The 21,408-nt window shown below is 66.5% G+C and carries 11 protein-coding genes; 5 read left to right on the plus strand and 6 right to left on the minus strand.

Annotated elements, in window-relative coordinates; genetic code table 11:
- Positions 1 to 33 precede the first annotated feature (33 nt).
- The 6 genes from IPM49_10480 to IPM49_10505 all read right to left on the minus strand — a co-directional run bounded on the left by IPM49_10480 (position 34) and on the right by IPM49_10505 (position 9,861).
- Entirely contained in the window at positions 34 to 3,606 is a 3,573-nt protein-coding gene (locus IPM49_10480) for an efflux RND transporter permease subunit (GenBank protein MBK9274948.1), read from the minus strand.
- A 42-nt stretch (positions 3,607 to 3,648) separates the two neighbouring features.
- A complete protein-coding gene (locus tag IPM49_10485) occupies positions 3,649 to 4,806 on the minus strand; it encodes an efflux RND transporter periplasmic adaptor subunit (GenBank protein MBK9274949.1) in 1,158 nt (385 codons plus the stop codon).
- 37 nt (positions 4,807 to 4,843) lie between these two features.
- Positions 4,844 to 6,175, minus strand: a complete 1,332-nt coding sequence (locus IPM49_10490) for a TolC family protein (GenBank protein ID MBK9274950.1) — start codon at positions 6,173 to 6,175, stop codon at positions 4,844 to 4,846.
- On the minus strand, positions 6,175 to 6,789 hold the full coding sequence (locus IPM49_10495) for a TetR/AcrR family transcriptional regulator (protein MBK9274951.1): 615 nt from the start codon (positions 6,787 to 6,789) through the stop codon (positions 6,175 to 6,177). The genes IPM49_10490 and IPM49_10495 overlap by 1 nt, the downstream gene beginning before the upstream one ends.
- A 265-nt stretch (positions 6,790 to 7,054) precedes the next feature.
- The gene (locus tag IPM49_10500) at positions 7,055 to 8,125 is read right to left on the minus strand and encodes a hypothetical protein (protein MBK9274952.1); all 1,071 of its coding nucleotides are present in this window, start codon (positions 8,123 to 8,125) and stop codon (positions 7,055 to 7,057) included.
- Positions 8,035 to 9,861 carry a hypothetical protein gene (locus IPM49_10505; GenBank protein ID MBK9274953.1) on the minus strand — a complete coding sequence of 609 codons (1,827 nt, stop codon included), beginning with the start codon at positions 9,859 to 9,861 and terminating at the stop codon, positions 8,035 to 8,037. Before IPM49_10505 ends, IPM49_10500 begins: the two co-directional genes overlap by 91 nt.
- A gap of 133 nt (positions 9,862 to 9,994) precedes the next feature.
- Here IPM49_10505 and IPM49_10510 point away from each other — a divergent pair, with 133 nt between their 5' ends.
- The 5 genes from IPM49_10510 (at position 9,995) to IPM49_10530 (ending at position 21,403) form a co-directional block, all read left to right on the plus strand.
- Positions 9,995 to 12,346, plus strand: a complete 2,352-nt coding sequence (locus IPM49_10510; protein ID MBK9274954.1) for a tetratricopeptide repeat protein — start codon at positions 9,995 to 9,997, stop codon at positions 12,344 to 12,346.
- A gap of 29 nt (positions 12,347 to 12,375) precedes the next feature.
- A complete protein-coding gene (locus IPM49_10515) occupies positions 12,376 to 13,020 on the plus strand; it encodes a response regulator transcription factor (GenBank protein ID MBK9274955.1) in 645 nt (214 codons plus the stop codon).
- A 78-nt stretch (positions 13,021 to 13,098) separates the two neighbouring features.
- The gene (locus tag IPM49_10520) at positions 13,099 to 14,667 is read left to right on the plus strand and encodes an SUMF1/EgtB/PvdO family nonheme iron enzyme (GenBank protein MBK9274956.1); all 1,569 of its coding nucleotides are present in this window, start codon (positions 13,099 to 13,101) and stop codon (positions 14,665 to 14,667) included.
- A 93-nt stretch (positions 14,668 to 14,760) separates the two neighbouring features.
- Positions 14,761 to 17,019, plus strand: a complete 2,259-nt coding sequence (locus IPM49_10525; protein MBK9274957.1) for a hypothetical protein — start codon at positions 14,761 to 14,763, stop codon at positions 17,017 to 17,019.
- A 160-nt stretch (positions 17,020 to 17,179) separates the two neighbouring features.
- The gene (locus IPM49_10530) at positions 17,180 to 21,403 is read left to right on the plus strand and encodes an FG-GAP repeat protein (GenBank protein ID MBK9274958.1); all 4,224 of its coding nucleotides are present in this window, start codon (positions 17,180 to 17,182) and stop codon (positions 21,401 to 21,403) included.
- Positions 21,404 to 21,408: the final 5 nt, after the last annotated feature.

The raw sequence follows: 21,408 nt of genomic DNA on the forward strand, positions 1-21,408 counted from the left end.
GGGACGGCCGCTCCAAGGTATCACACGCGCCGGTCAGGCGGTGGCCGCGCCGCCCAGGTCGGGACGGACCGGCGCGGGTGACGCGACCGGCGGCCGGCGTTTCGCCCAGCGGCGGTGCTTGATCTTGGCGATGATCAGCAGCATCACGGGCACCATGATCAGGGTGAGGAAGGTGGCGAAGGTGAGGCCGAAGATCACCGCCCAGCTCAGGGGGCTCCAGAAGATGCTGTTGTCCCCGCCCATGTGGATGTGCGGATCCAGTTCGGTGAACAGGGTGAAGAAGTTGAAGTTGAGCCCCGCGGCCAGCGGCAGCAGGCCCAGGATGGCGGTGACCGCGGTGAGCAGCACGGGGCGCAGACGCGTCTTGCCGGCCAGCACCAGGGCTTCGCGGCTCTCGGCGATGGGCAGCACCCCGTCCTCCTCCAGGCCCAGCTGGCGGCGGCTGCGCGCGAAGAGCAGGCGCGCGAAGTCCATGAGCACGATGGCGTTGTTCACCACCACGCCGATCAGCGAGATGATGCCCAGCATCGTCATCAGCACCACGAACTCCATGCGGAACACCACCAGGCCGAGGAAGACCCCGATGGTGGAGAAGATCACCGTGCTGAGCACCACGGCCGGGTAGCTGATGCTGTTGAACTGGGCCACGATGATGAGGAACACGATGAAGATGGCCACCAGGAAGGCGGACAACAGGAAGCCCATGTCCTTGGCCTGGTCCTCCTGCTCACCGGTGAAGCGCATGTTGAAGCGCTCGTCGAGGCGGAAGCCGGAGGCCATCTCGTCCTTCACCTGCTGCACCACCTCGTTGTTGTTGTAGCCGGCGATGACGTTGCTGCTGACGGTGACCACGCGCTTGAGGTCCTTGCGCTTGATGGCGCTGAAGCTGCTGCCGCGCTCGGCGGTGGCCACGGCGCTGATGGGCACCTGGCGGATCTGGCCGGTGAGCATGTCGCGGAAGGTGATCTTCATGTCCATCAGGCGCTGCGGGTCGTAGCGGTACTCGTCCTTCAGGCGCACGTTGATCTCGTAGTCATCGTCGTCCCCATCGATGCGGTAGGTGCTCACCTCCTTGCCGAAGAGGGCGGTGCGGATGGCGTCGGCGATGGCATAGGTGCTCACGTTGAAGAGGCGGGCCTTGGCGCGGTCGATGGTGATGGGCATCTCCGGCTTGGCGCGGTCGATGTCGATGCGCAGGGCCTCCACCCCGGGCACGTTGCGCGAGTCGATGAAGGCCTTCACCCGCTCCGCTTCGGCCAGCAGGCCCTCGATGTCGTCGCCGCTGATCTCGATGTTGACGGGCTTGCCCACGGGCGGACCGTCGGCGTTCTTCACCACCGAGACGAGCACCCCGGGGTAGCCCTGCACGCGCTCCTGCAGGTCCTCCAGCACATCGTTGGTGCTGATGCCGTGGCGGTCCACGAACTTCACGAAGCTGATCTGGATGCGGGCCTTGTGCGGGGTGGCGCTCAGCTCCATCTCGCCGCTGCCGGGGTCGCTGGTGCCGCGGCCCACCTGGGTGATCACCGAGTTCACGAGCTTGTTCACCCGCTCGGTGCGGGTGCTGCCGTCGGGCAGGGTCATAGTGCGCTCCTCGGTGTACGCCGGACCGTCGATCACGGCCATCACCTGGGCCTCCACGATGCGGGCCACGCTGTCCGTCTTCAGGATGTCGGTGCCGATGGGCGCCTCGATGAACACGTTGATGTACTGGGGCTCGTTCACCGGGAAGAAGAGGGTCTTGGGCGGTGCGATGCCGATGAGCATGAAGGCCGCGATGAGCAGGCCGATGGTGCCCAGGAAGAAGGTGCGCGGGTGGCGCTTGGCCAGGGCGTAGCGCAGGAAGCGCTCGTAGCGGTCCTCCAGGCGGGGCAGCCAGCTGTTCTGGAACCAGTCGGTGGCCGGCACGATCCACTTGGTGAACACGAGGGTGAGCACGCCCAGGAAGAGGGACAGGGTGCCCAGGCCGAAAACGGCGTTCATGCCGGTGCCGAGGCCGAGGGCGGCCAGGCCCGTGCCCACGGCCATCAGGATGCCGGCGGTGCGCCAGGTGCGGCGCATGGTGGGCGGCGCCTCGTTCACCTTCATGAACTTGGAGGCCAGGGCGGGATTCACCACCAGGGCCACGAAGAGCGAGCTGCCCAGCGCGATCATGAAGGTGATGGGCATCCACTTCATGAATGCGCCCATGATGCCGGGCCAGAAGAGCAGCGGCACGAAGACCATCACGGTGGCCAGGGTGGCGGTGCTGATGGGCAGGGTCACCTCTCCCACCGCCAGGCGGGTGGCCTTCAGCGGAGGCTCGCCGTTGCTCATGTGGCGGTAGATGTTCTCCACGATCACGATGCCGTCGTCCACCAGGCGGCCGAGCGCCAGGATGAGCGAGAAGAGCACCATGATGTTCAGCGTGACGCCGAAGGCGTTGAGCACGGTGAACGAGATGAACATGCTCATGGGGATCGCCAGGCCGACGAAGACGGCGTTGCGCAGGCCGAGGAAGAGCATGAGCACGCCCACCACGAGGAGCACGCCCAGCACGATGTGGTTCATCAGCTCGTCCACGCTGGCGCGGGTCTGGTCGCTCTGGTCCCCGGTCTTGGTGATCACCAGGTCGGCGGGCAGCACGCGGCCGTGGTCCTCGGCGATGATGGCGTTGATCTTGTCGCTGGCGGTGAGCAGGTTCTCGCCGGCGCGCTTGATCACATCGAGCATCACCACGGGCTTGCCGTACTCGCGGGCGAAGCTCTCGGCCTCCTTGTAGGCGAAGGCCACGTCGGCGATGTCGCCCAGCCGCACCTCGCGCTGGAACTCGTTCTTCACCACGATGTCGCGCACCTGCTCCACGTCCTTGAACTCGCCGATGACGCGCACGGCACGGCGCTGGGAGCCCACGAGCAGTTCACCGCCGCTCATGGTGAGGTTCTCCATCTGCAGGGCCATGGCCACGTCGTTGAAGCCCAGCTCGAGGGCCTCCAGGCGGGCGAGGTCCACGCTCACGCGCATCTCGCGCTCGGGCACCCCGCGGATCTCCACCTTGTTGATCTCCGGCAGGTTCTCGATGCGGTCCTCCAGGTGCTTGGCGTAGCTGTGCAGCTGGTCGAGCGGATAGTCGCCGCTGATGTTGATGTTCATCACCGGCATCAGCTCGCTGAAGTTCATCTCGAACACGTTGGGCTCGGCCGGCAGGTCGCGGGGGAAGTTGGCGTCGCCGCGGGCCTTGTCCACCGCGTCCTTCACCTTGCGCAGCGCTTCGGTGGGCGAGACGTTGTAGTTGAACTTCACGTTGATGCCCGAGTAGTTGGGCACGCTGGTGCTCTTGATCTCGTCGACGCCGCTGATGGTGTTGATCTCCTTCTCCAGCGGCTTGGTGATGAGCTTCTCGATGTCGACCACCGAGCTGCTGTTGTAGGGGGTGCCCACGAACACCTCCGGGGTGATGACCTCCGGGAAGCTCTCCTTGGGCATCACGATGTAGGAGTAGATGCCCACGATGCAGATGAGCAGCGTGAGGACGATGACCGTCGTGCGGTTGTTGACGGCCCAGGTGGTGATGGCGAACTGGCGTTCGGGGCCGTGGAGGTCCTTCTCGATGTCGTGTGCGTTCATGACGGATGCGTTGGTGGCCTGGGCGGTGGCGGGGCGGGACGCTTACAGGGCGGCCAGGCGCACCAGCTGGCCGTTGCTCACGTTGCGGGCGCCTTCCACGACGACCTGTGCGCCATCGCGCAGGGCGCCGCGCTCCACGGGTTCGATGCAGATCAGGCCCTTGTACTCGCTCACGCGGCGCACGGGCAGTTTGGTGGCGCGGGCCTCATCGCCGGCACCGGGGGTCAGGGCGAACACATAGTCCTGACCGCTGACGTCCTCCAGCACCGCGGCGTTGGGCACCACGATGGCGCTGTCGATGCTGTGGTCCAGCACGCTGATGTCGCTCAGCAGGTTGGGGCGGATGTAGCCGCCGCCCTTGGGCACGTGCACCACGAGCTTGAAGGTGCGGTTGGCCGGGTCGATGTAGGCACCGACGTGCTCCACATGGGCCTCGAAGGTGGTGTCGAGCGAGGGGAAGCGGACGAGGGCGGGGGCTTCCTTGCGGATGCGGCCCAGGTAGTTCTCGGGCATGTCGGCCTCCAGCTGGGCGCCGGTGAGGTCCACCACGCGGGCGGCCGGCATTTGCGGCGCCGCCATCTCACCCACCCGCACCATGATGTCGTCCACCACCCCATCGAACGGCGCGGTGATGTTGCTCAGGCGCTGCTGCTCCTCCAGGGCGTCCACGCCGGCCTTGGCCTGTTCCATCTGGGCCTTGGCCTGCAGCCACTGCATCTCGCTGCCGATCTGCTGCTTCCAAAGGCGGTCCTGCTTCTCGAAGGCGGTCTTCGCCAGCTCGTAGCCGGTGCGGGCCTGGGCGATCTGCTCGCGCACGATGTCGTTGTCCAGGCTGATGAGCAGCTGACCCTGGCGCACTCGGTCGCCGATGCTCACATGCAGGGCGCGCACGCGGCCGCCACCCATGGCGTACAGCGCCGCGGCGCGGTCGGCCTTCACGCTGCCGTGCAGGTCCACATAGTGGTCGAAGCGGCTGATGCGCACGGGCTGCGCCGTCACCATGGGCAGGTCGCGCTTCACGGCGGTGTCGTTGGCCGCCAGCCAGTCCTCGATCTCACGGATGCGCAGGCCGAGGTCATCGTAGGCGGCCTTCAGGGAGTCGCGCTCGGCGCGCTTGCGGCCCACCTCACCGGGGGCGGGGGCGGCGCCGCAGGCGGCCAGCAGGGCCGCCATCGTCATCAACACGATCGTCTGTTTCATGGGGGTCGGTGCCCGTGGGGCGATGCGGGGTTGCGGTTCAGTAGAGGTCGAGGCTGCGGCGCAGGTCCACCCGGGCCATCAGCAGTTCGGCCAGGCGTTGCACGTAGAGCTGCTGGGCCTGCAGGTACTGGCCCTGGTCCTGGTTGAGCTCGAAGCTGCTGGCCAGGCCGTTGGTGAACTTGATGCTGGTGCGGTCGAAGATGCGCTTGGCCAGGTCGAGGCTGGCGAGCTCGCTGCGGTAGCTCTCCTCGGCGGCGAGGGCCTTCTCGGTGCGCTCCTCGGCCTCGGCGAGCAGGCGCTGTTCGGTGGCCTTCAGGTTCACCCGCGTCTGTTCCAGGGTGATGTTGGCCTGCTTCACCTTGTTGCCCCTCATGCCGCTGCTCCAGATGGGCACCGTGAGGTTCACGCCCCACAGCGTGGCCGGGAACCAGTCGGTCTCGATGGGCCCGTCGGTGCCGAAGCTCTGCCGTTGGTGGCTCAGGAAGCCGTACAGCTTGGGCATGTAGGCGGCCTTCTGGTTGCGCACGTCCATGGTCTGCAGGCGCACCAGGGTGTTGGCCAGCTGGTGGTCGATGTGGGTGTTGAGGTCGATGGCGCGGGCCACCAGGCTCTTCTCGTCGGCATCGTCCACGATGGTGCGCAGGTCGTCGGTGAGGTCCACGGGCGTTTCGGAGGCGAGGCCGAGCACCAGGCGCAGGTAGGCCAGGGCCACCTTCTCCTGCTGGGCGAAGCTGCGGGCGCGGTCGCGGGCGCTGGCCAGGGCGATGGCCAGGCGGTCGGTGTCGGTGTTCTCCATGAAGCCCACCTGCACCATGCCTTCGGCCTCGCGCAGGCTCTTCTCGAGCACGGGCACGCTCTCGGCCGCAAGGCGGGCGCCTTCGCGCGCGGCCAGCGCGCCCAGGTAGGCCTTGGCGGCCTGGGCCATGGCATCGGCGCGGGCCTTCTCCAGCTCCTGCTCGCTCTGGATCCTCAGTTCGCGGGTGGCCTCCAGGCCCACCAGATAGCTGCCGTCGAAGAGCAGCTGGCTCAGCTGGGCGGCGCCGGTCACCGTCCAGGGCACACCGAACTGCACCTCCAGGAACTCCGGTTCGCCGCCGAAGAAGTTCGGCACCACGCTGGTGGGCACATCGATGTAGTTGTTCAGCCCGCCGGTGACCTCCACCTGGGGCAGGCCGATGGCGAGCACCTCCTTCACGCGGGCCCGGGCCTTGGCGGCGGCCAGTTCGCTGTTCTGCACGGCGTAGCTCTGGCGCGCGGCCAGGTCGAGCGCCTGCTTCAGGCTGAGGGCCATGGGGCCTTGGGCCACCGCTGACGGGCGGAAGGCGACCAGGGTGCAGGCAAGGGCCAGGAGGGTGGGCAGGGTTCTCATCAGGCGCGTTGGTTCTTGGCTTTCTTCTCCAGATAGGCGATCCCCTTCTTGCTGGCGATGCCACGGATGTGATACTCCAGGTACTTCCACAGCACGTCGGGCAGGCTGAAGCGCTCCGGGGGGAATACGCGGCCGTCCCACGTGGAATCGATCCGGGCCAGGTACAGGCGCGTGATCACCTCCACGTCCAGGTCCTCGCGGTACAGGCCCTCGGCCACCCCTTTGCGCAGGTTGGTGGATACGCAGCTGTATATGTCCTCCCGCTCGCGGTGCTCCATGATCTCCCACGCCCGCGGGTGGTACTTCTGCAGGTCGAACTGCACGCTGGGGTGCATCTGGCCGATCTGCCCCACCACGAAGCGCATGATCTCCTCGTTCTCGTCGATCGCGTTCAGCCCGCGCTCGCAGATGCCGGTGATCGCGTCGCGGTGGAGGTCGCAGGTCATGGCCACGGCCTGCTCCACCAGGTCGTTCTTGTCGGTGAAGTGCTCGTAGAGGGTCTTCTTGCTGACGCGGAGCTGGGTGGCCACCTCGTCCATCGTCATGCTCTTGATGCCCAGGCGCATGAACAGCTTGAGGGCCTGTTCGAGGAGTTCGCGCTTCTTGGCGTCCATGAGGGAGGTGGGGCGGAAAGGGCCGCAAACGTAGTGAACAGCGGAAACGTTTTGTAACACGTTTTGTTTCCCGTGTGATGGGCGGTTGATGAACGGGGATGAACGGCGGCCTGGCCGAGCGGCAAGGCCGACGAACCGCGATGCGCGTGGAAGTGCGGCGGACCGGACGGCGATCTCGGGCAATCAGGACCGGCTAGGGTGCACCTGGGCGTTCGGCGGTCCTCCGACCGCTCGTGCGGTCAGAGAACCCGCAGATGCACCACGCTCACGGCAGCTGGTCGGTGCGCGTGCTGTTCGGCGTGGTGCCGCCGATGCTCAGCAGCACCTGATCGCGATCGTTCTTGTTGCCGGTGTACTTCACCAGACCATCCATGTTCACATCGGCCGCGCTGTACATGCCGCTCAAGACACTGTTCGGCGTGGTGCCCCCGATGCTCACCAGGATGGGGTCGCGGTCGTTGTTGCTTCCGGTGTACTTGATGGTGCCATCGAAGTTCACATCACCGGCCCACAGGCACAGGGTACCGCTGTTGTTCTTCCGGGTGTCCGTGCCGAACACCGCCGTACCCGGCGCCGTGAGGTCGATGTACGGGCTGGTGGAGAAGTCGACCGGTTGTGCGGTCATTACGCCTAGGTGGTTGCGGTGGCGCACGGCCACGTGGTACTGGCCGTTGGGATCGGGGGCGAAGGTCGGGATACTGATACCGCCTGCCCGTTCCACGCGGCCGTTGGAATAGAGCAACCGGCTCGCGGAAGCGACCACGATGGACGGGTCCACCGCATCCCGGTATTCGACGACGATCCAATCGATGATGCCGCTGGACGGGAAGTTGAGTGTCCACCCAGCGACCTCGCCGCCACCACCGCCCGCATGCATATAGCCCAGGGCCGTGTAGGGCTCGGTGGTCGGCAACAGGCCAAGATCGTTCAGGGTGGGGCTCATGGTGCCGGTGCTGAAGGGTCCATCGAGCATGACGCGGATGGAGATGCTCGGATCGATGCGCACACGGAAGAAACCCTTGTTGGAGGGGATATTATCCGCCACGCCTGCACAAAGCAGGTCCCCGCTTTCCGAGAACAGCAACGCACCCCCGCAGCTCTGCCCGAGGCTGCTCCCGGTGAGCCAGCCTGTTGCGGCATCCCGGGCGGCGAGGTAGGCCTGGCCGCTGAAGACCTTGTTGCCACGCACGGCCAGGGCGTTCCCTTCCATGGGTTGGCGAGGTAGAATGGCGCCGGTGTACGCGTTCAGCACAAGAAGGTCCCACGTGAGGATGTTCTCACCACCCCAGATGCCATCCACCCGGCCCACCCAGAGCCGGTCACCGTCCAAGGCCATCTGCTGCGCCGAACTTCCTGCTGCACAATCGGCGACGAACGGGAGCACGGTACCGGTGGAAAGTCGGATGGCCGCCACTGCGTTGCGCCCCGTACCGCCAACGGCGGTGATGTGGCCGCACACGTACAGCGTATCCCGGCGGAGCAACAGCTTCTTCGGCTCATCGCCGGGCGCCACCGGCAGGTTCCACGGAAGCACCGCCGCGGTGGTGCGCGACAACGCCCGAGGCCCAGGCGGGGCGTTCCGCCCAGGAAGGCGAAGGTGCCACAGGCCACCAGGGTATCACCGCTCACAACGATGGCGTTCACATCGCCCAGGGTGGCACCGCCGCTCCACGAAAGCACCGCACCGGTGAGCGGGTCGAGCGCCACCATGTTCGCACGCGTCACGCCCCCCACCGAGGTGAACGACCCGGCGGCATACAGGGTACCGTCAGCGCCCTGGGCCAGCGAGCGCACCTCGCCGTTCACCCCCGGGTCCCAGGGCAAGGGAAGTCCGGTGGTTTGATCGTAAGCGGCGATGCTCCGACGCGACAGTCCGCACCGGGAGAACGCACCGCCGACGAAAATGCCCGACCCCTGCGCCGCGATGCACCATGCGGCCTCGCCGTGAACGCTCGCGCGCCAATCGCCGATGGCCGGCGCGGCGGTGCCCGGCAGCCCCAACGCCACCAAGCGGTGGCGGAATACGGCATCCACACGCTCGAACGCGCCGGTCGCATAGACCACATCGTTCAGCACGGCGATGCCTTCCACAGCGCCGTCGAGGTCCTTGGTCCAGGTGGACAGCGACGCTATGGTGCCGGCCGAAACAATGGCGATGCGGTTGCGTGTGGAGCCGTTCACCTGCGTGAACGTGCCCCCGAGCAGGATGGACGACCCGGAGAGGGCCATGCAATTCACCGTTCCGTTCGTGTTCGGGTTCCAGTTCAGCACGAAGTTGCCCGTCGGGTTCAACGATGCGGCGCCACCGCGCGCGATGCCGTTCACCGTGGTCAGATCGCCGCCGATGTACACGGCCGAGGCGGTGGCGATGGCACAACGCACCTTGTCGTCCACGGTGGGTGCCCAGGTGGTGAGCACGTGGTTGCTCACGGTGAAGGAGGCGATGCGCGATCGCGCCGATCCGTTCACCTGCGTGAAGTCGCCACCCACGTAGAGCCGGCCGCTGTTCAGGGCCATGCACCGCACCGTGTCGTTCGCTGTGGCCTGGGTCCATGCCACGTTGGTGCCGGTGGAGCGGCGCACGGCCGCCAGGTTGGTCCGTGCCGCACCGTTCACGGTGGTGAGGCCGCCACCGAAGTACAGGGTGTCGCCTTTGATGAGCATGGTGCGCACCGAACCCACCACCACCGGGGCCCATGCCGCCACCGAGCCGTCCGGCAGGATGTGGGCGAGGCGGGCGCGTGGCAGGCCACCGACCACGCTGAAGTCACCACCAATGTACCAGCCCCCGGCGCCATCGGGCAGCGCGCACCGCACCGCCCCGTCCGGGTTCGGCGACCGCCGCACCACGAGCCCGCTGGTCGCGTTGAACTCCACGCAGTTCTCAAGCTCCCGCGGGTCGCGCACCTGCACGAAGTCACCCCCCACGAAGATCCGGTCGCGCACGGTGTCCTCCAGGATCGCGATCCCGCTGCCGGTAAGGCCCCAGCACAGACTGTCGAGCGCGTATTGCTGTGCGGATGCGAGCTGCGCGGTCGTGATGCAGAGCAGAAGGGTGCATGTCCGGTTCATCGGCTGTGGAGCATTGATCAACGGCAAAGCTTCCTGTCGGGACGGTGGTGCGCCATAACCCGTTCGGGTTGATCCGGTCGCTTCACCCGCATGGGTTATTGCCGGTGCCACGCGCACCACGCACCTTCGCAGCATGACCGGCCGTGCCCTTGTCCTCCTGCTGCTGCTTGCGCCCTGGCACGGGGCGTTGGCGCAGGCCGTCAACATCGGCAGGCTCCAGCGCGAACTGGCGAATGCGCGTTTGAGCGATGCCGACCGGGCGCGCAAGCTGGAACGCCTGGCGTGGTACCAGCGCGATACGGACCCGGTGAGCGCGATGGAGGCGGCGCAGCAGGCGATCGCGCTGGCCGAGCGCCTCAACGACCCTTCGTTGCTGGGCAGTGCGATCCCGCGCCGGGTGGCGGCCAGGCAGACGAGCGGATACTATGGTGGCGAGGCGGCGGAGCTGGAACGGGCCGTGCAGCTGCTCACCCAGCACGGACCACAGGAGGACCTGGGTTACGCGCATTGGTGCCTGCACATCGACCGTTGCGAGGAAGCTGGCGAGGACAGCGTGGCGCTTGTGCACTACGCCAAGGCGCTCGAAGGCTTCGAGCGCCACCGTTCGGCCACGGGCCTGTACTGGGCACTGGGCGTGACCAAGTATGGTGGATCGGCCGACCCGGAAACGGTGCAACGCGCCAGCGATCGCATCGCGGAGGTCATCACCGCCTCGCGCGACACCTTTCTGCTCATCCAGCTGCAGCTGGACAGTGCCATGGAGGCCATCACCACCGAGGCGTTCATGCGCACCCTGCACCATTGCGCCGTTGCGGAAGCGCTCATCCAGCGCACCGGCGCGCTCCTGCACGAGCGCGCGGCCTGCCGCATGCGCGCCTTCGCCGCGAACGAACTGGCCGATCAGGACCTGGCCCTACGGAACGCCCTTCGGGCACACACACTGTCCAAGGCGCTGCGGTCGAACGCCATGAACGTGGAGACCGGCCGGGAGCTCGCGGAGCTCCACATCGACTTCGGGGATCTCGCCTCGGCACTGGAGCATCTGAAGGAGGCGCTCGACCTCCTGGAGGGGGTCGAACAGGCGCACGTCAAGGCGACGCTGCTGGGCACCTATGGTGCCTGCCTCCTGGAGCTGGGCCGGCTGGATACCGCGTTGCGGTCCCTGCAGCGGGCGCTGGAACTGGTGCGCGGCCCGCAGGCGATCACCATGGTGCAGGGCGAGCGCGTGGAGGAGGCGGCCATCCTGCTGGACCTGGGCAAGGTGTGCCGTCGGCTGGGGCGCTTCGGTCAGGCCCAGGCCTACATCGAGGAGGGCCTCGCGCTCGCCCAACATCCCGGGCTGCGCATCGATCGGGCGTGGCTGCGGGTGGAGCACGCGCGGATCCTGGCGCATGGCGATGCGGACGATCGCCGTGCCGCCCTTCGCGATCTGGACAGCCTCATCACCCTCGCTGCCCGCGAAGGCTGGCTGGAGACCTGGCGCGATGCCCTGTTCGCGCAGCACGAAGTGCATGAGGCGAACGGCAACACGCCGGAGGCCCTGGCCTCCCTTCGGCTCTACCTCACCGCCAAGGACAGCCTGTTGGACCTCGAACGCATCAAGGACCTGAACGCCTTGAACGTCCGTTTCGCCTCGGAACGCAAGGATGCGGAACTGGAGGAGCTGTCCGCCACGAACGCCGCGCAGGAAAGCGAGCTCGCGGCCCACCGCCGGCGTAACCTCGTGCTGGCCGCGGGCTTCGGCGTGGTAGCCGTGGTGGGGGCGCTCCTCTTCCTGCTCCTGCGCAACGCACGCCGCAGCCGTCGTGCGCTCGCGGAGAAGAACGCGGCCATCCTGGAGGCGCAGGCCCGGCTGTTGGAGAGCGAGCGGGCGCGCGAGGCTTCCGAAGTACGCACGCGCATCGCACGCGACGTGCACGACCAGCTCGGCAGCGACCTCACCAAGCTCGCGCTGCTGAGCACCGAGGCCAGGGAGCTCGCGCAGAGCGACGTGCGGGCCGTGCCCGCCCTGGCCGACGACATCGAGCGCATCGCCGGGGAGGCCAACCGCTCCCTGGGCGACATCGTCTGGTCCATCGACCCGCACCACGACTCCCTGGCGGGCCTGACCGAACGCGTGCGGGCCCATGCCGAGCGCATGCTCAAGTGGAGCAAGGTGGAGCACACGATAGACTGTGTGCACGAAGGGCCGGACCGCACACTGGAACCGGCGATGAAGCGCGACATCTACCTCATCTTCCGGGAGGCGCTGAACAATGCGGTGAAGTACGCCAAGGCGGAACGGATCGATGCGCGCTTCCACACAAGCCCGACCACGCTCGCGTTCGACGTGAAGGACAACGGGGCGGGCATCGGGGCGGACAAGGTGGAGGGGCACGGCTTGGAGAACATGCGGCACCGTGCGGAACGCTGCGGGGCCCGCCTCACGGTGGAAAGCGGCGATGGCCGGGGCACGCGCATCCACCTGCGGATGGAGCTTCCCTGAAGCCGGGGGACCACGTATTTTGCGGTCGCATGGCCGCATCCCCCATTCGCATCGCCATCGTGGAGGACGACGATGAACTGCGTGCGCTCATCCGTCGGCGCATTGAACGGGCCGGGGACATGCAGGTGGTGCGCGTCTTCGAGAGCGGTGATGCGTACCTGGACAAGCTGCCCGAGCTGGAGCTGCACGTGGTGCTGATGGACATCAACATGGAGGGGCGGAACGGCATCGACACCGTACGGGAGGCGAAGCGCCTGAAGCCGGAGGTGCAGTACCTGATGCTCACCATCTTCGAGAACCCGGCGTACATCTTCGAGGCCTTGTGCTCAGGGGCCACCGGCTACCTGCTGAAGAGCACCCCGGCCGAGGAGCTGCTCGAGGCCGTCCGCGACATCCACCGGGGTGGCTCACCCATGAACAGCGCCATCGCCAGGTTGGTGGTGAACAGTTTCCAGAAAGAGACCCAACAGCGCATCAACGACGACAAGCTGAGCGAACGCGAGAAGCAGGTGCTCGATGGGCTGGCCGCTGGTCTGCAGTACAAGGAAATCGCCGACAAGCTGGATCTGAGCACCGAGACGGTCCGCGTGCACGTGCGGCGCATCTACAGCAAACTGCAGGTGAACGGGCGCATGGAGGCGATCCGGAAGGTGTATCCCGGGGCATCGCGCTAACCCGTATGGGTTATTGAGCCGGACACCGGTGCGGCATTGCTTCGCACTCACCTGGACCAACAGGTCCGGGCCGCCACCATGAGGTCCTCTTCCGCCCTTCTCGCCCTATCCGTTGCCCTCTTCTGGGGAAGCGCATCGGCCAACAACATCCAGGTATCGAACACCACGCTCACCGGCAACACCGGCACCGAGGTGATGGTGCAGTTCGACATCGGCTGGGAGAACAGTTGGCGTGGCAATGGTGTGTCCAATTGGGATGCGGCCTGGGTGTTCGTGAAGTTCAAGCTCCCCGGTGATGGCGGCTTCTCCCATGTGCTCCTGGAACCGAGCGGCCATGTCGCTCCCACTGGAAGCCTGGTGGAGCCCGGTCTTGTGCAACCGGGATCGGCCTACAACGCCAGCACCAACCCCGCCGTGGGGGTGTTCATCCGCCGTGATGCGGATGGCACCGGCACCTTCAGCGCCACGGGCGTCCAGCTGCGGTGGAACTACGGCGCGCTCGGCTTCGCGTTCCAGGACATCCGCGAGGTGCGCGTGTACGCCATCGAAATGGTCCACATCAACCAAGGGGCGTTCCACCTGGGTACCGGCGGGACGGAGACGAACGCGTTCCGCAACGGCGCGACAGGCCAGCCGTACCAGATCTTCCAGGAGGGCGGCACCATCAACATCGCCAGCGGGCAATTGTGGGCCGACGGAGCGATCGAAGCCGGCACCCTCCCGCCTGCTTTTCCGAAAGGCTATGCGGCGAGCTACATGATGAAGTACGAGATGAGCCAGCAGCAGTACGTCGACTTCCTGAACAGCCTCACCCGCACCCAACAGGCCGCGCGTGTGGAGAGCGACATCAGCCCGGGCACCTCGGTGATCGCGTTCCCTTATGTGATGACGGAGAACACCATCGTGGAGGACCGCAACGGCATCCGCTGCAACGCCACGGTGGACCCGCAAAGCAGCATCGTGTTCTACTGCGACGCCAACGGCAACGGCACGGGTGGTGAGCCGGACGATGGGCAGTGGGTCGCGTGCAACAACCTGATGACGAAGGATGTACTCGCCTTCCTGGACTGGAGCGGCCTGCGGGTGATGACCGAGTTCGAGTACGAGAAGGCCTGCCGCGGTCCGCTGCCGCCTGTGGCGAACGAGTTCCCCTGGAGGACCACCACGATCGTGCCGGCCAATGCGTACACGCTGAGCAACGCCTTCACCACCACCGAAAGCGTTGCCACCGGCTATTCCACCAGCGCAGGCAATGCCAACTATGGCTTCTCCGAAACCATGCGGGTAGGCATCTTCGCCGCCAACGCCGCCAATACCGGGCGCACGACCGCAGGGGCCAGCTACTACGGCATCATGGAATTGGCCGGCAACCTATGGGAGGTCACCATCAGCGCTGGCAATGCCGCCGGGCGGGCCTACACCGGTATTCACGGTAACGGCGCGCTCTCCCTGACCGGGGGACACGATGTACCCAACTGGCCTGTATTGTCGACGAATAATGAGCTCGGGGCACGTGGCGGGGCGCTGACCACGGTCTTCTTCGATGCGGGTATGCTCCGGGTCTCGGACCGGTACCAGGGTGCAAGCTTCAGTAGTGTAAGCCGCCTTGAATCCACTGGTTGCCGCGGTATCCGTACCGCACCCTGAGCGTTCACGGCGATGGGTACGTCCCAAGGCTCCACAAGCAGGGCCCTGTTCAGGCTACTGTCCACCCTGGCGATCGCGTGCTCCGCTCCGATCATGAGCTCGGCGCAAACGAACCCGGTCCCGGTCTCGATCTCGTACGCCGAGTCGTTCTCCACAACGCCGCACAGCAGCACCGTTCCTCCCCTGGGCTGGCAGGGGTGGCGCATCGGTGCCACGGCCTCCTCCGCGTTCGAAACGGCTGCACCTACGACCGATGTGGCGCTGATCGCCAACAGCACGGCCGCCGTGAACACCGGTGGCATACACAACTACAACGGGGCGATCGGCATACTCAACAGCGGTACTATGAACGCCGCCATCGTGCTCAGCATCAGCACAAGCGCGCACAGCTCCGTGCAGGTGAGCTACCAGCTGTCGACGATCCGGAATCCCTACAACGGCAGCAGCAACACCCGGATCGAAGAGGCGACGCTGCAATACAGGGTGGGCACCAGCGGACCCTTCACCACCTTGCCCGGGCCTGTATACACCACAGGGTCCACCGCCCAGACCACCGCGGTGACCACGCCGCTCGACCCCGTTCTGTTCACGCAAGCACTGCCGATCGCTTGCGATCACCAGCCCATCGTCCAACTGCGTTGGGTGGTCCGGGATCTCTCCGGCTTCGGTTCGCGACCCAGCATCGCCATCGATCAGGTGACGGTGACCGGTGTATCACACCCGCTGTTCAGCGGGGGCGCCGGTCGCGGCGATGTGAGCGACGGGTTTCTGGCCGCACCCGTGACCGCGAACCTCTACCTGGGTGGCAGCGGACGGGGTGAAAAGAGCGATGCCTTCACTGCTGCGCCGATCACCGCCAGCATCTATGGCGGGGGCGCCGGTCGCGGCGATGTGAGCGATGGGTACACCGCTGCACCCATGACCGCGAGCCTTTACCTGGGCGGCAACGGACGGGGTGAAAAGAGCGATGCCTTCACCGCTCCATCGATCACCGCCAGCATCTATGGCGGGGGCGCCGGACGCGGCGATGTGAGCGATGGATACACCGCTGCACCCGTGACCGCGAGCCTTTACCTGGGCGGCAACGGACGGGGTGAAAAGAGCGATGCCTTCACCGCTCCATCGATCACCGCCAGCATCTACAGCGGGGGCACCGGGCGAGGTGATGTGAGCGATGGATACACCGCTGCACCCGTGACCGCGAGCCTTTACCTGGGCGGCAACGGACGGGGTGAAAAGAGCGATGCCTTCACCGCTCCATCGATCACCGCCAGCATCTACAGCGGGGGCACCGGGCGAGGTGATGTGAGCGATGGATACACCGCTGCACCCGTGACCGCGAGCATCTACGCAGGTGGCCACGGACGGGGTGAAAAGAGCGATGCCTTCACTGCTGCGTCGATCATCGCCAGCATCTATGGTGGGGGCGCCGGGCGCGGCGATGAGAGCGACGGGTTCCTGGCCGCACCGGTGATCGCGAGCCTTTACCTGGGCGGCAACGGTCGTGGCGACAAGAGCGATGCCTTCACCGCTGCGCCGATCACCGCCAGTATCTACGCCGGCGGCGTGGGACGGGGCGAGGCGACCGCAGCGTTCGACCTTTCTGACCAACTCGTTGCACTGGTCGTCAGGGCCCTCTTGGGCGGCCCGTTCGACCCGCTCACCGGGCTGCAGCACGATTCCCTGCGCACCAAGGGTTTGTTGCCCAGCCTGGAGCCGTACACGCTCCTCGGCTACGATCTGCCCGGTGGTGGAGGCGAGCTCATCCAGGGCGGCACCCTGGCCATCACCGGCCCGGACGCCCCGGTGGATTGGGTGGTGGTGGAATTGCGCGCCCCCCAGCAACCGTCGCAGATCACCGCTGCACGCTGCCTGCTGTTGCAGCGCGATGGTGATGTCGTGGACCCGGTGACAGGAGGCACGGCGTACTTCACCGCCCCGCCCGGGAACCACTACATCAGCATCCGGCACCGGAACCACCTGGGCGCGATGACGGCCCTGCCCGTCGCCCTGGACCTTGCCGGTCCGCTCGTGGACTTCTCCCAGCCAACGACCGGCACGTTCGGCACCGGGGCACAGCGCATCCTCGCCGGCCGGACCATGCTCTGGCCCGGGGACGTCACCAGCAACGGGACCGTGAAGTACGCCGGAGCCGCCAACGACCGCGACCCGATCCTGACGACCATTGGTGGCACTGTTCCCACTGCGGTCGTCCACAACACCTACGCCACCTCGGATGTGAACATGGACGGGCGGGTGAAATACACCGGCCAGGGGAATGACCGGGACATCATCCTGCAGGTGATCGGTGGCACAGTGCCCACGAACGTGCGGAATGAGCAGATCCCGTAGTGGACAAGGCGGTCCTGGTTCCGTGCCGGGGCATGGCCGCTCAACCATGTCCGCGAGCAGGTCGCCCGATCGGCCGGCATCCGCATAACCCGTCCGGGTTATTTCATGGGTATGCCGGCTGCCGCAGCTTTCGGGTCGCATCATAGGCCAGGTCGTACACATGGGCCGAAGTCCGTTCCTACCGCACATTCAGGTCCTGATCGGCCTCGCGGTCCTTGGGGTCGCCTGCGCCACCACAGGGCGGAAGGAGCGCCATGACCACGACGGCCGGGTCACCGTTCCACGCACAGGCCCCAATACAGGCCTCGCTGTTCCGTCGATCGGCCAGGCCATCGACCTGCACAAGGTCGATGCGACCCCCATGAACGACGGAGCATGGACCTGGTCGAACCCACAAGGCCTGAAGGCCTCTGTTCAAGCCGATGGTGTCGTCTTGTCGGCTTCCACGGAGGACACCACGACCTGGACGGCGGCCCTCCTGTTGCATCGCATCGGACGGGCGGAGGACTGGTCCGTTCCCATCGAAGGGCCGGAGATGGAGCGCACGCCCAAGCGCACCCTGGCCCGGCATGGCCGCTTCGACCTGGAACAGGTGAACAGCGACGACGGAGTGCGACAGAACTTCATCGTGCATCACCGATCGAAGGGGGATGGCCCGCTCCGGGTCGAGCTCGCTGTGGAGGGCGATCTGCGCTGCGCGCACGCCGGTGGCGACCTCTTCGAGTTCAGCGACACCAGTGGGACCGTGCGCATGCGGTACCACGATCTGCACGTGTGGGATGCGCAAGGCGACACGCTCAACGCATGGGCGACCTGGGAGGATGAGCACATTGTCCTCCTGGTGAACGACGCCGGAGCGGCATATCCCATCACCGTTGATCCCGTTGCCACGACACCGGTATGGAGCGTAGAATCCAACGCAACGAACGCCGCCATGGGCAATGTGGTGAGCAGCGCCGGGGATGTGAACGGCGATGGCTACAGCGATGTGCTGGTGGGTTCTTCCGTATGGAGCAACGGCCAGACCGGCGAGGGGCGTGCCCAAGTTTTCCTGGGCGGTGCCACCGGGCCTGCGGCCACGGCGGCATGGTCGTATGAGACCGACCAGCTCGGGGCCAACATGGGCCTGGGCACCAGCATGTCCACCGCGGGTGATGTGAACGGTGATGGCTACAGCGATGTGATCGTGGCCGCGCCCAACTACGACAATGGCCAGACCGATGAGGGACGGGTCCACGTCTTCCATGGCAGCAGTTCGGGCCTGTCCCCTGCCCCGGATTGGACCATCGAGATCGACCAGGCCTCAGCCAGATACGGTCGCTCGGTGGCCTGCGCGGGCGACGTGAACGGTGATGGCTATAGCGACGTGATCATCGGGGCCTACCTGTTCGATAACGGACAGGCGGACGAAGGCCGGGTGTTCGTGTACCATGGTGGACCCACCGGATTGGGCGGCACAGCGGCCTGGACGGCCGAGAGCGATCAGGCGTCCGCATGGTTCGGCTACGCCGTGGCCGGCGCGGGCGATGTGAACGGCGACGGCTTCAGCGATGTGATCATCGGCTCGCCGTTCTTCGACAACGGCCAGACCAACGAAGGCCGGATCTTCGTGTACCACGGAAACGTGACCGGCCTGGCCGCCGCTCCCGCATGGACCGTGGAAAGCGACCAGGCCGGTGCACAGGCCGGCTATTCCGTGAGCACCGCAGGCGACACCAACGGCGACGGCTATGCGGATGTGATCGTGGGCATGCCCTTCTACGATGGGGGGAGCGCGAACTCCGGCCGCGTGGCCACGCACCTGGGTACGGCCACCGGACTGAACACCACGGCCACATGGGTGTCCCTCGCAGGCGCGCTGGATGACAGCAACGGGCAATCCGTGGCCTGCGCCGGGGATGTGAATGCCGATGGGTTCAGTGACGTCATCATCGGCTCTCCCATTGCGGGTACCGGTGATGAAGGCCTGGCCCGCATCTTCCTCGGGAGCGCCACAGGAATGCTCACCTTCGATTGGACCCAGACGTCCACGACGGCCGGGGACAACTTCGGCAACTCCGTGGCCAGCGCGGGCGATGTGAACGGCGATGGCATCAGCGATGTGATCGTGGGGATACCGAACTACGACAATGGACAGACCAACGAAGGGCGGGCGCGGGTCTACCTGGGAAGGGTGCTCGGTCTTGGCGCCACCGGATGGGGCGCTACGGGCGCAGCGGGTTCCCTGTTCGGCCGCCGGATCGCCAGTGCGGGCGATGTGAACGGGGATGGCTACGGCGATGTGATCATCGGCGCGGAGGAGTTCACCTCCGGCCAGACCTTGGAAGGCGCCGCCTACGTGCATCACGGCTCCGCCACCGGACCATCACCCGGAGCCGTATGGACCGTGCAGAGCAACCAGGCAGGATGGGAGTTCGGGTCCAGCGTGGCCTGCGCCGGGGACGTGAACGGAGATGGCTTCAGCGACGTGATCGTGGGCGCACCGCGGGCCTTTGGTGGTATAGGTCGTTCCCTGGTGTACCACGGCGGAGCCACGGGGCTCTCCACCACGGCCGCGTTCACGCACGTGGGCTTGAGCGCGAACGAATGGGGCACCAGCGTGGCGAGCGCCGGTGATGTGAACGGGGATGGCTACAGTGACGTCGTGATCGGCAGCCTCGCAGGCTTCACGCTCCTCTATGGCAGTACCACGGGTGTCACCAACACCGGTGCAGTGGTGTTACCTGGTGCGGTCGGCAGCCTCCTGGGTGCATCGGTGGCCACTGCCGGCGATGTGAACGGCGACGGCTACAGCGATGTCATCGTTGGGGCGGGAGGCATCTCCGGCGGAGCAGGCCGGGTGCAGGTCCATCACGGTGGCCCCACGGGTCTCAACCCCGCACCGGCCTGGACGGTGAACGGCACGCAGGCGGGTGCCAGCCTCGGTTCGAGCCCGATCTCCGGGCCCACCTGCATCAGCGCGGGCGATGTGAACGCGGACGGCTTCAGCGATGTGCTGGTGAGCGAGCACTACTACGACAATGGGCAGGTGGATGAAGGTCGGGTCAACCTCTTCCTCGGCTCCGCCACCGGCCTGGCCACCACGGCCGCCTGGACCATGGAGGGCAATGTGGCCCAGATCTGGTTCGGCGTGGCCCTGGGCAGCGCCGGCGACGTGAACGCCGATGGGTACAGCGATGTGGTGATCGGTGCCTGCGAAGGGGGCACCCCTAGCGGAACCGGGCGCGCGTACGTCTACCACGGCGGCCCCACCGGCTTGTCCCCCGCACCGAACTACTTCTCCACGGGCCCAACCGCCAACGCTGAGTTCGGCCACTCGGTCTCCGGTGCCGGCGATGTGGATGGCGACGGTGACAGTGACGTGCTCATCGGGATCCATGGCATCAACCAGGTCCAGCAGGTCTGCGGCAACGAGTTCCGCAAACCCCGCAGCAATATGCGGCTGTACAACACCGACCTCAGCACCCCCATCAGCGCGGCCAACATCCCCGACCCGCAGTTCGGCATGGGGCTGTTCGTGCGGCCCTTCCTTGGGCGGCAGCGGGTGCGATGCGTCTGGGAGACCCGCATCCAGGGTCAGCCGTTCAGCAGTGCAGGGGGGGCAATCACCACCAGCACGGCGTTCACCGCCCAACAGGCCACGTTCACCCCGGGCGCGGTGGCGGGTGTGGAGCTGAAGAACCTGGTGGACAAGCCCGGTGGAGGCAGCGGCCTCACGGCCACGAAGGTGCGCGCCCGGGTGCGCTACGACCCCACCACCGCGCTCACCGGGCAGGTCTTCGGTCCCTGGCGCACCATGCCGGGATACCAGGATGGCCTGGGCACCCACAATAACGTGCCACTGCCCGTGGAGCTGCTGCGCTTCGATGCGACCTGCAAGGGCGGCGTGGTGGAACTCACCTGGGTGACCGCATCGGAGACGAACAGTGGCCACTTCACGGTGGAGCGCAGCCCGGACGGCGAGGTATGGTCGGAGGTGGCCTTGGTGCAGGCGGCCGGCCACAGCCAGCACCCCATGGAATACGGGCAGCACGATGGCACCCCGCCGAACACCCCGGTGCTCTACTACCGCCTGCGGCTCACGGACCTCGACGGCACGGATGCCGTGCTGGCGACCACCACGATCGCCCCCTGCGCAGCTGCGAACGTTCGCATCCACCCGAACCCGAGCTCCGGCCTCGTCGCGATCGACCTGTCCGCCTTCGCGGGCGCTGCGCGTTCCGTTCAGCTGCTCGACCTGAACGGCCAAAGCGTACTGACCGTGCCGGTGAACGGACCATCCACCATGCTGGACCTGGGTCCGCTGCCGGCGGCCACCTACCTGCTCCGCATGTTGAACGAAGCGGGGTACGTGCTGGCCACGGAACGGCTGGTCAAGCATTGACGTTC

It is taken from the genome of Flavobacteriales bacterium, assembly GCA_016715895.1.
Classification (GTDB): domain Bacteria; phylum Bacteroidota; class Bacteroidia; order Flavobacteriales_F; family PHOS-HE28; genus PHOS-HE28.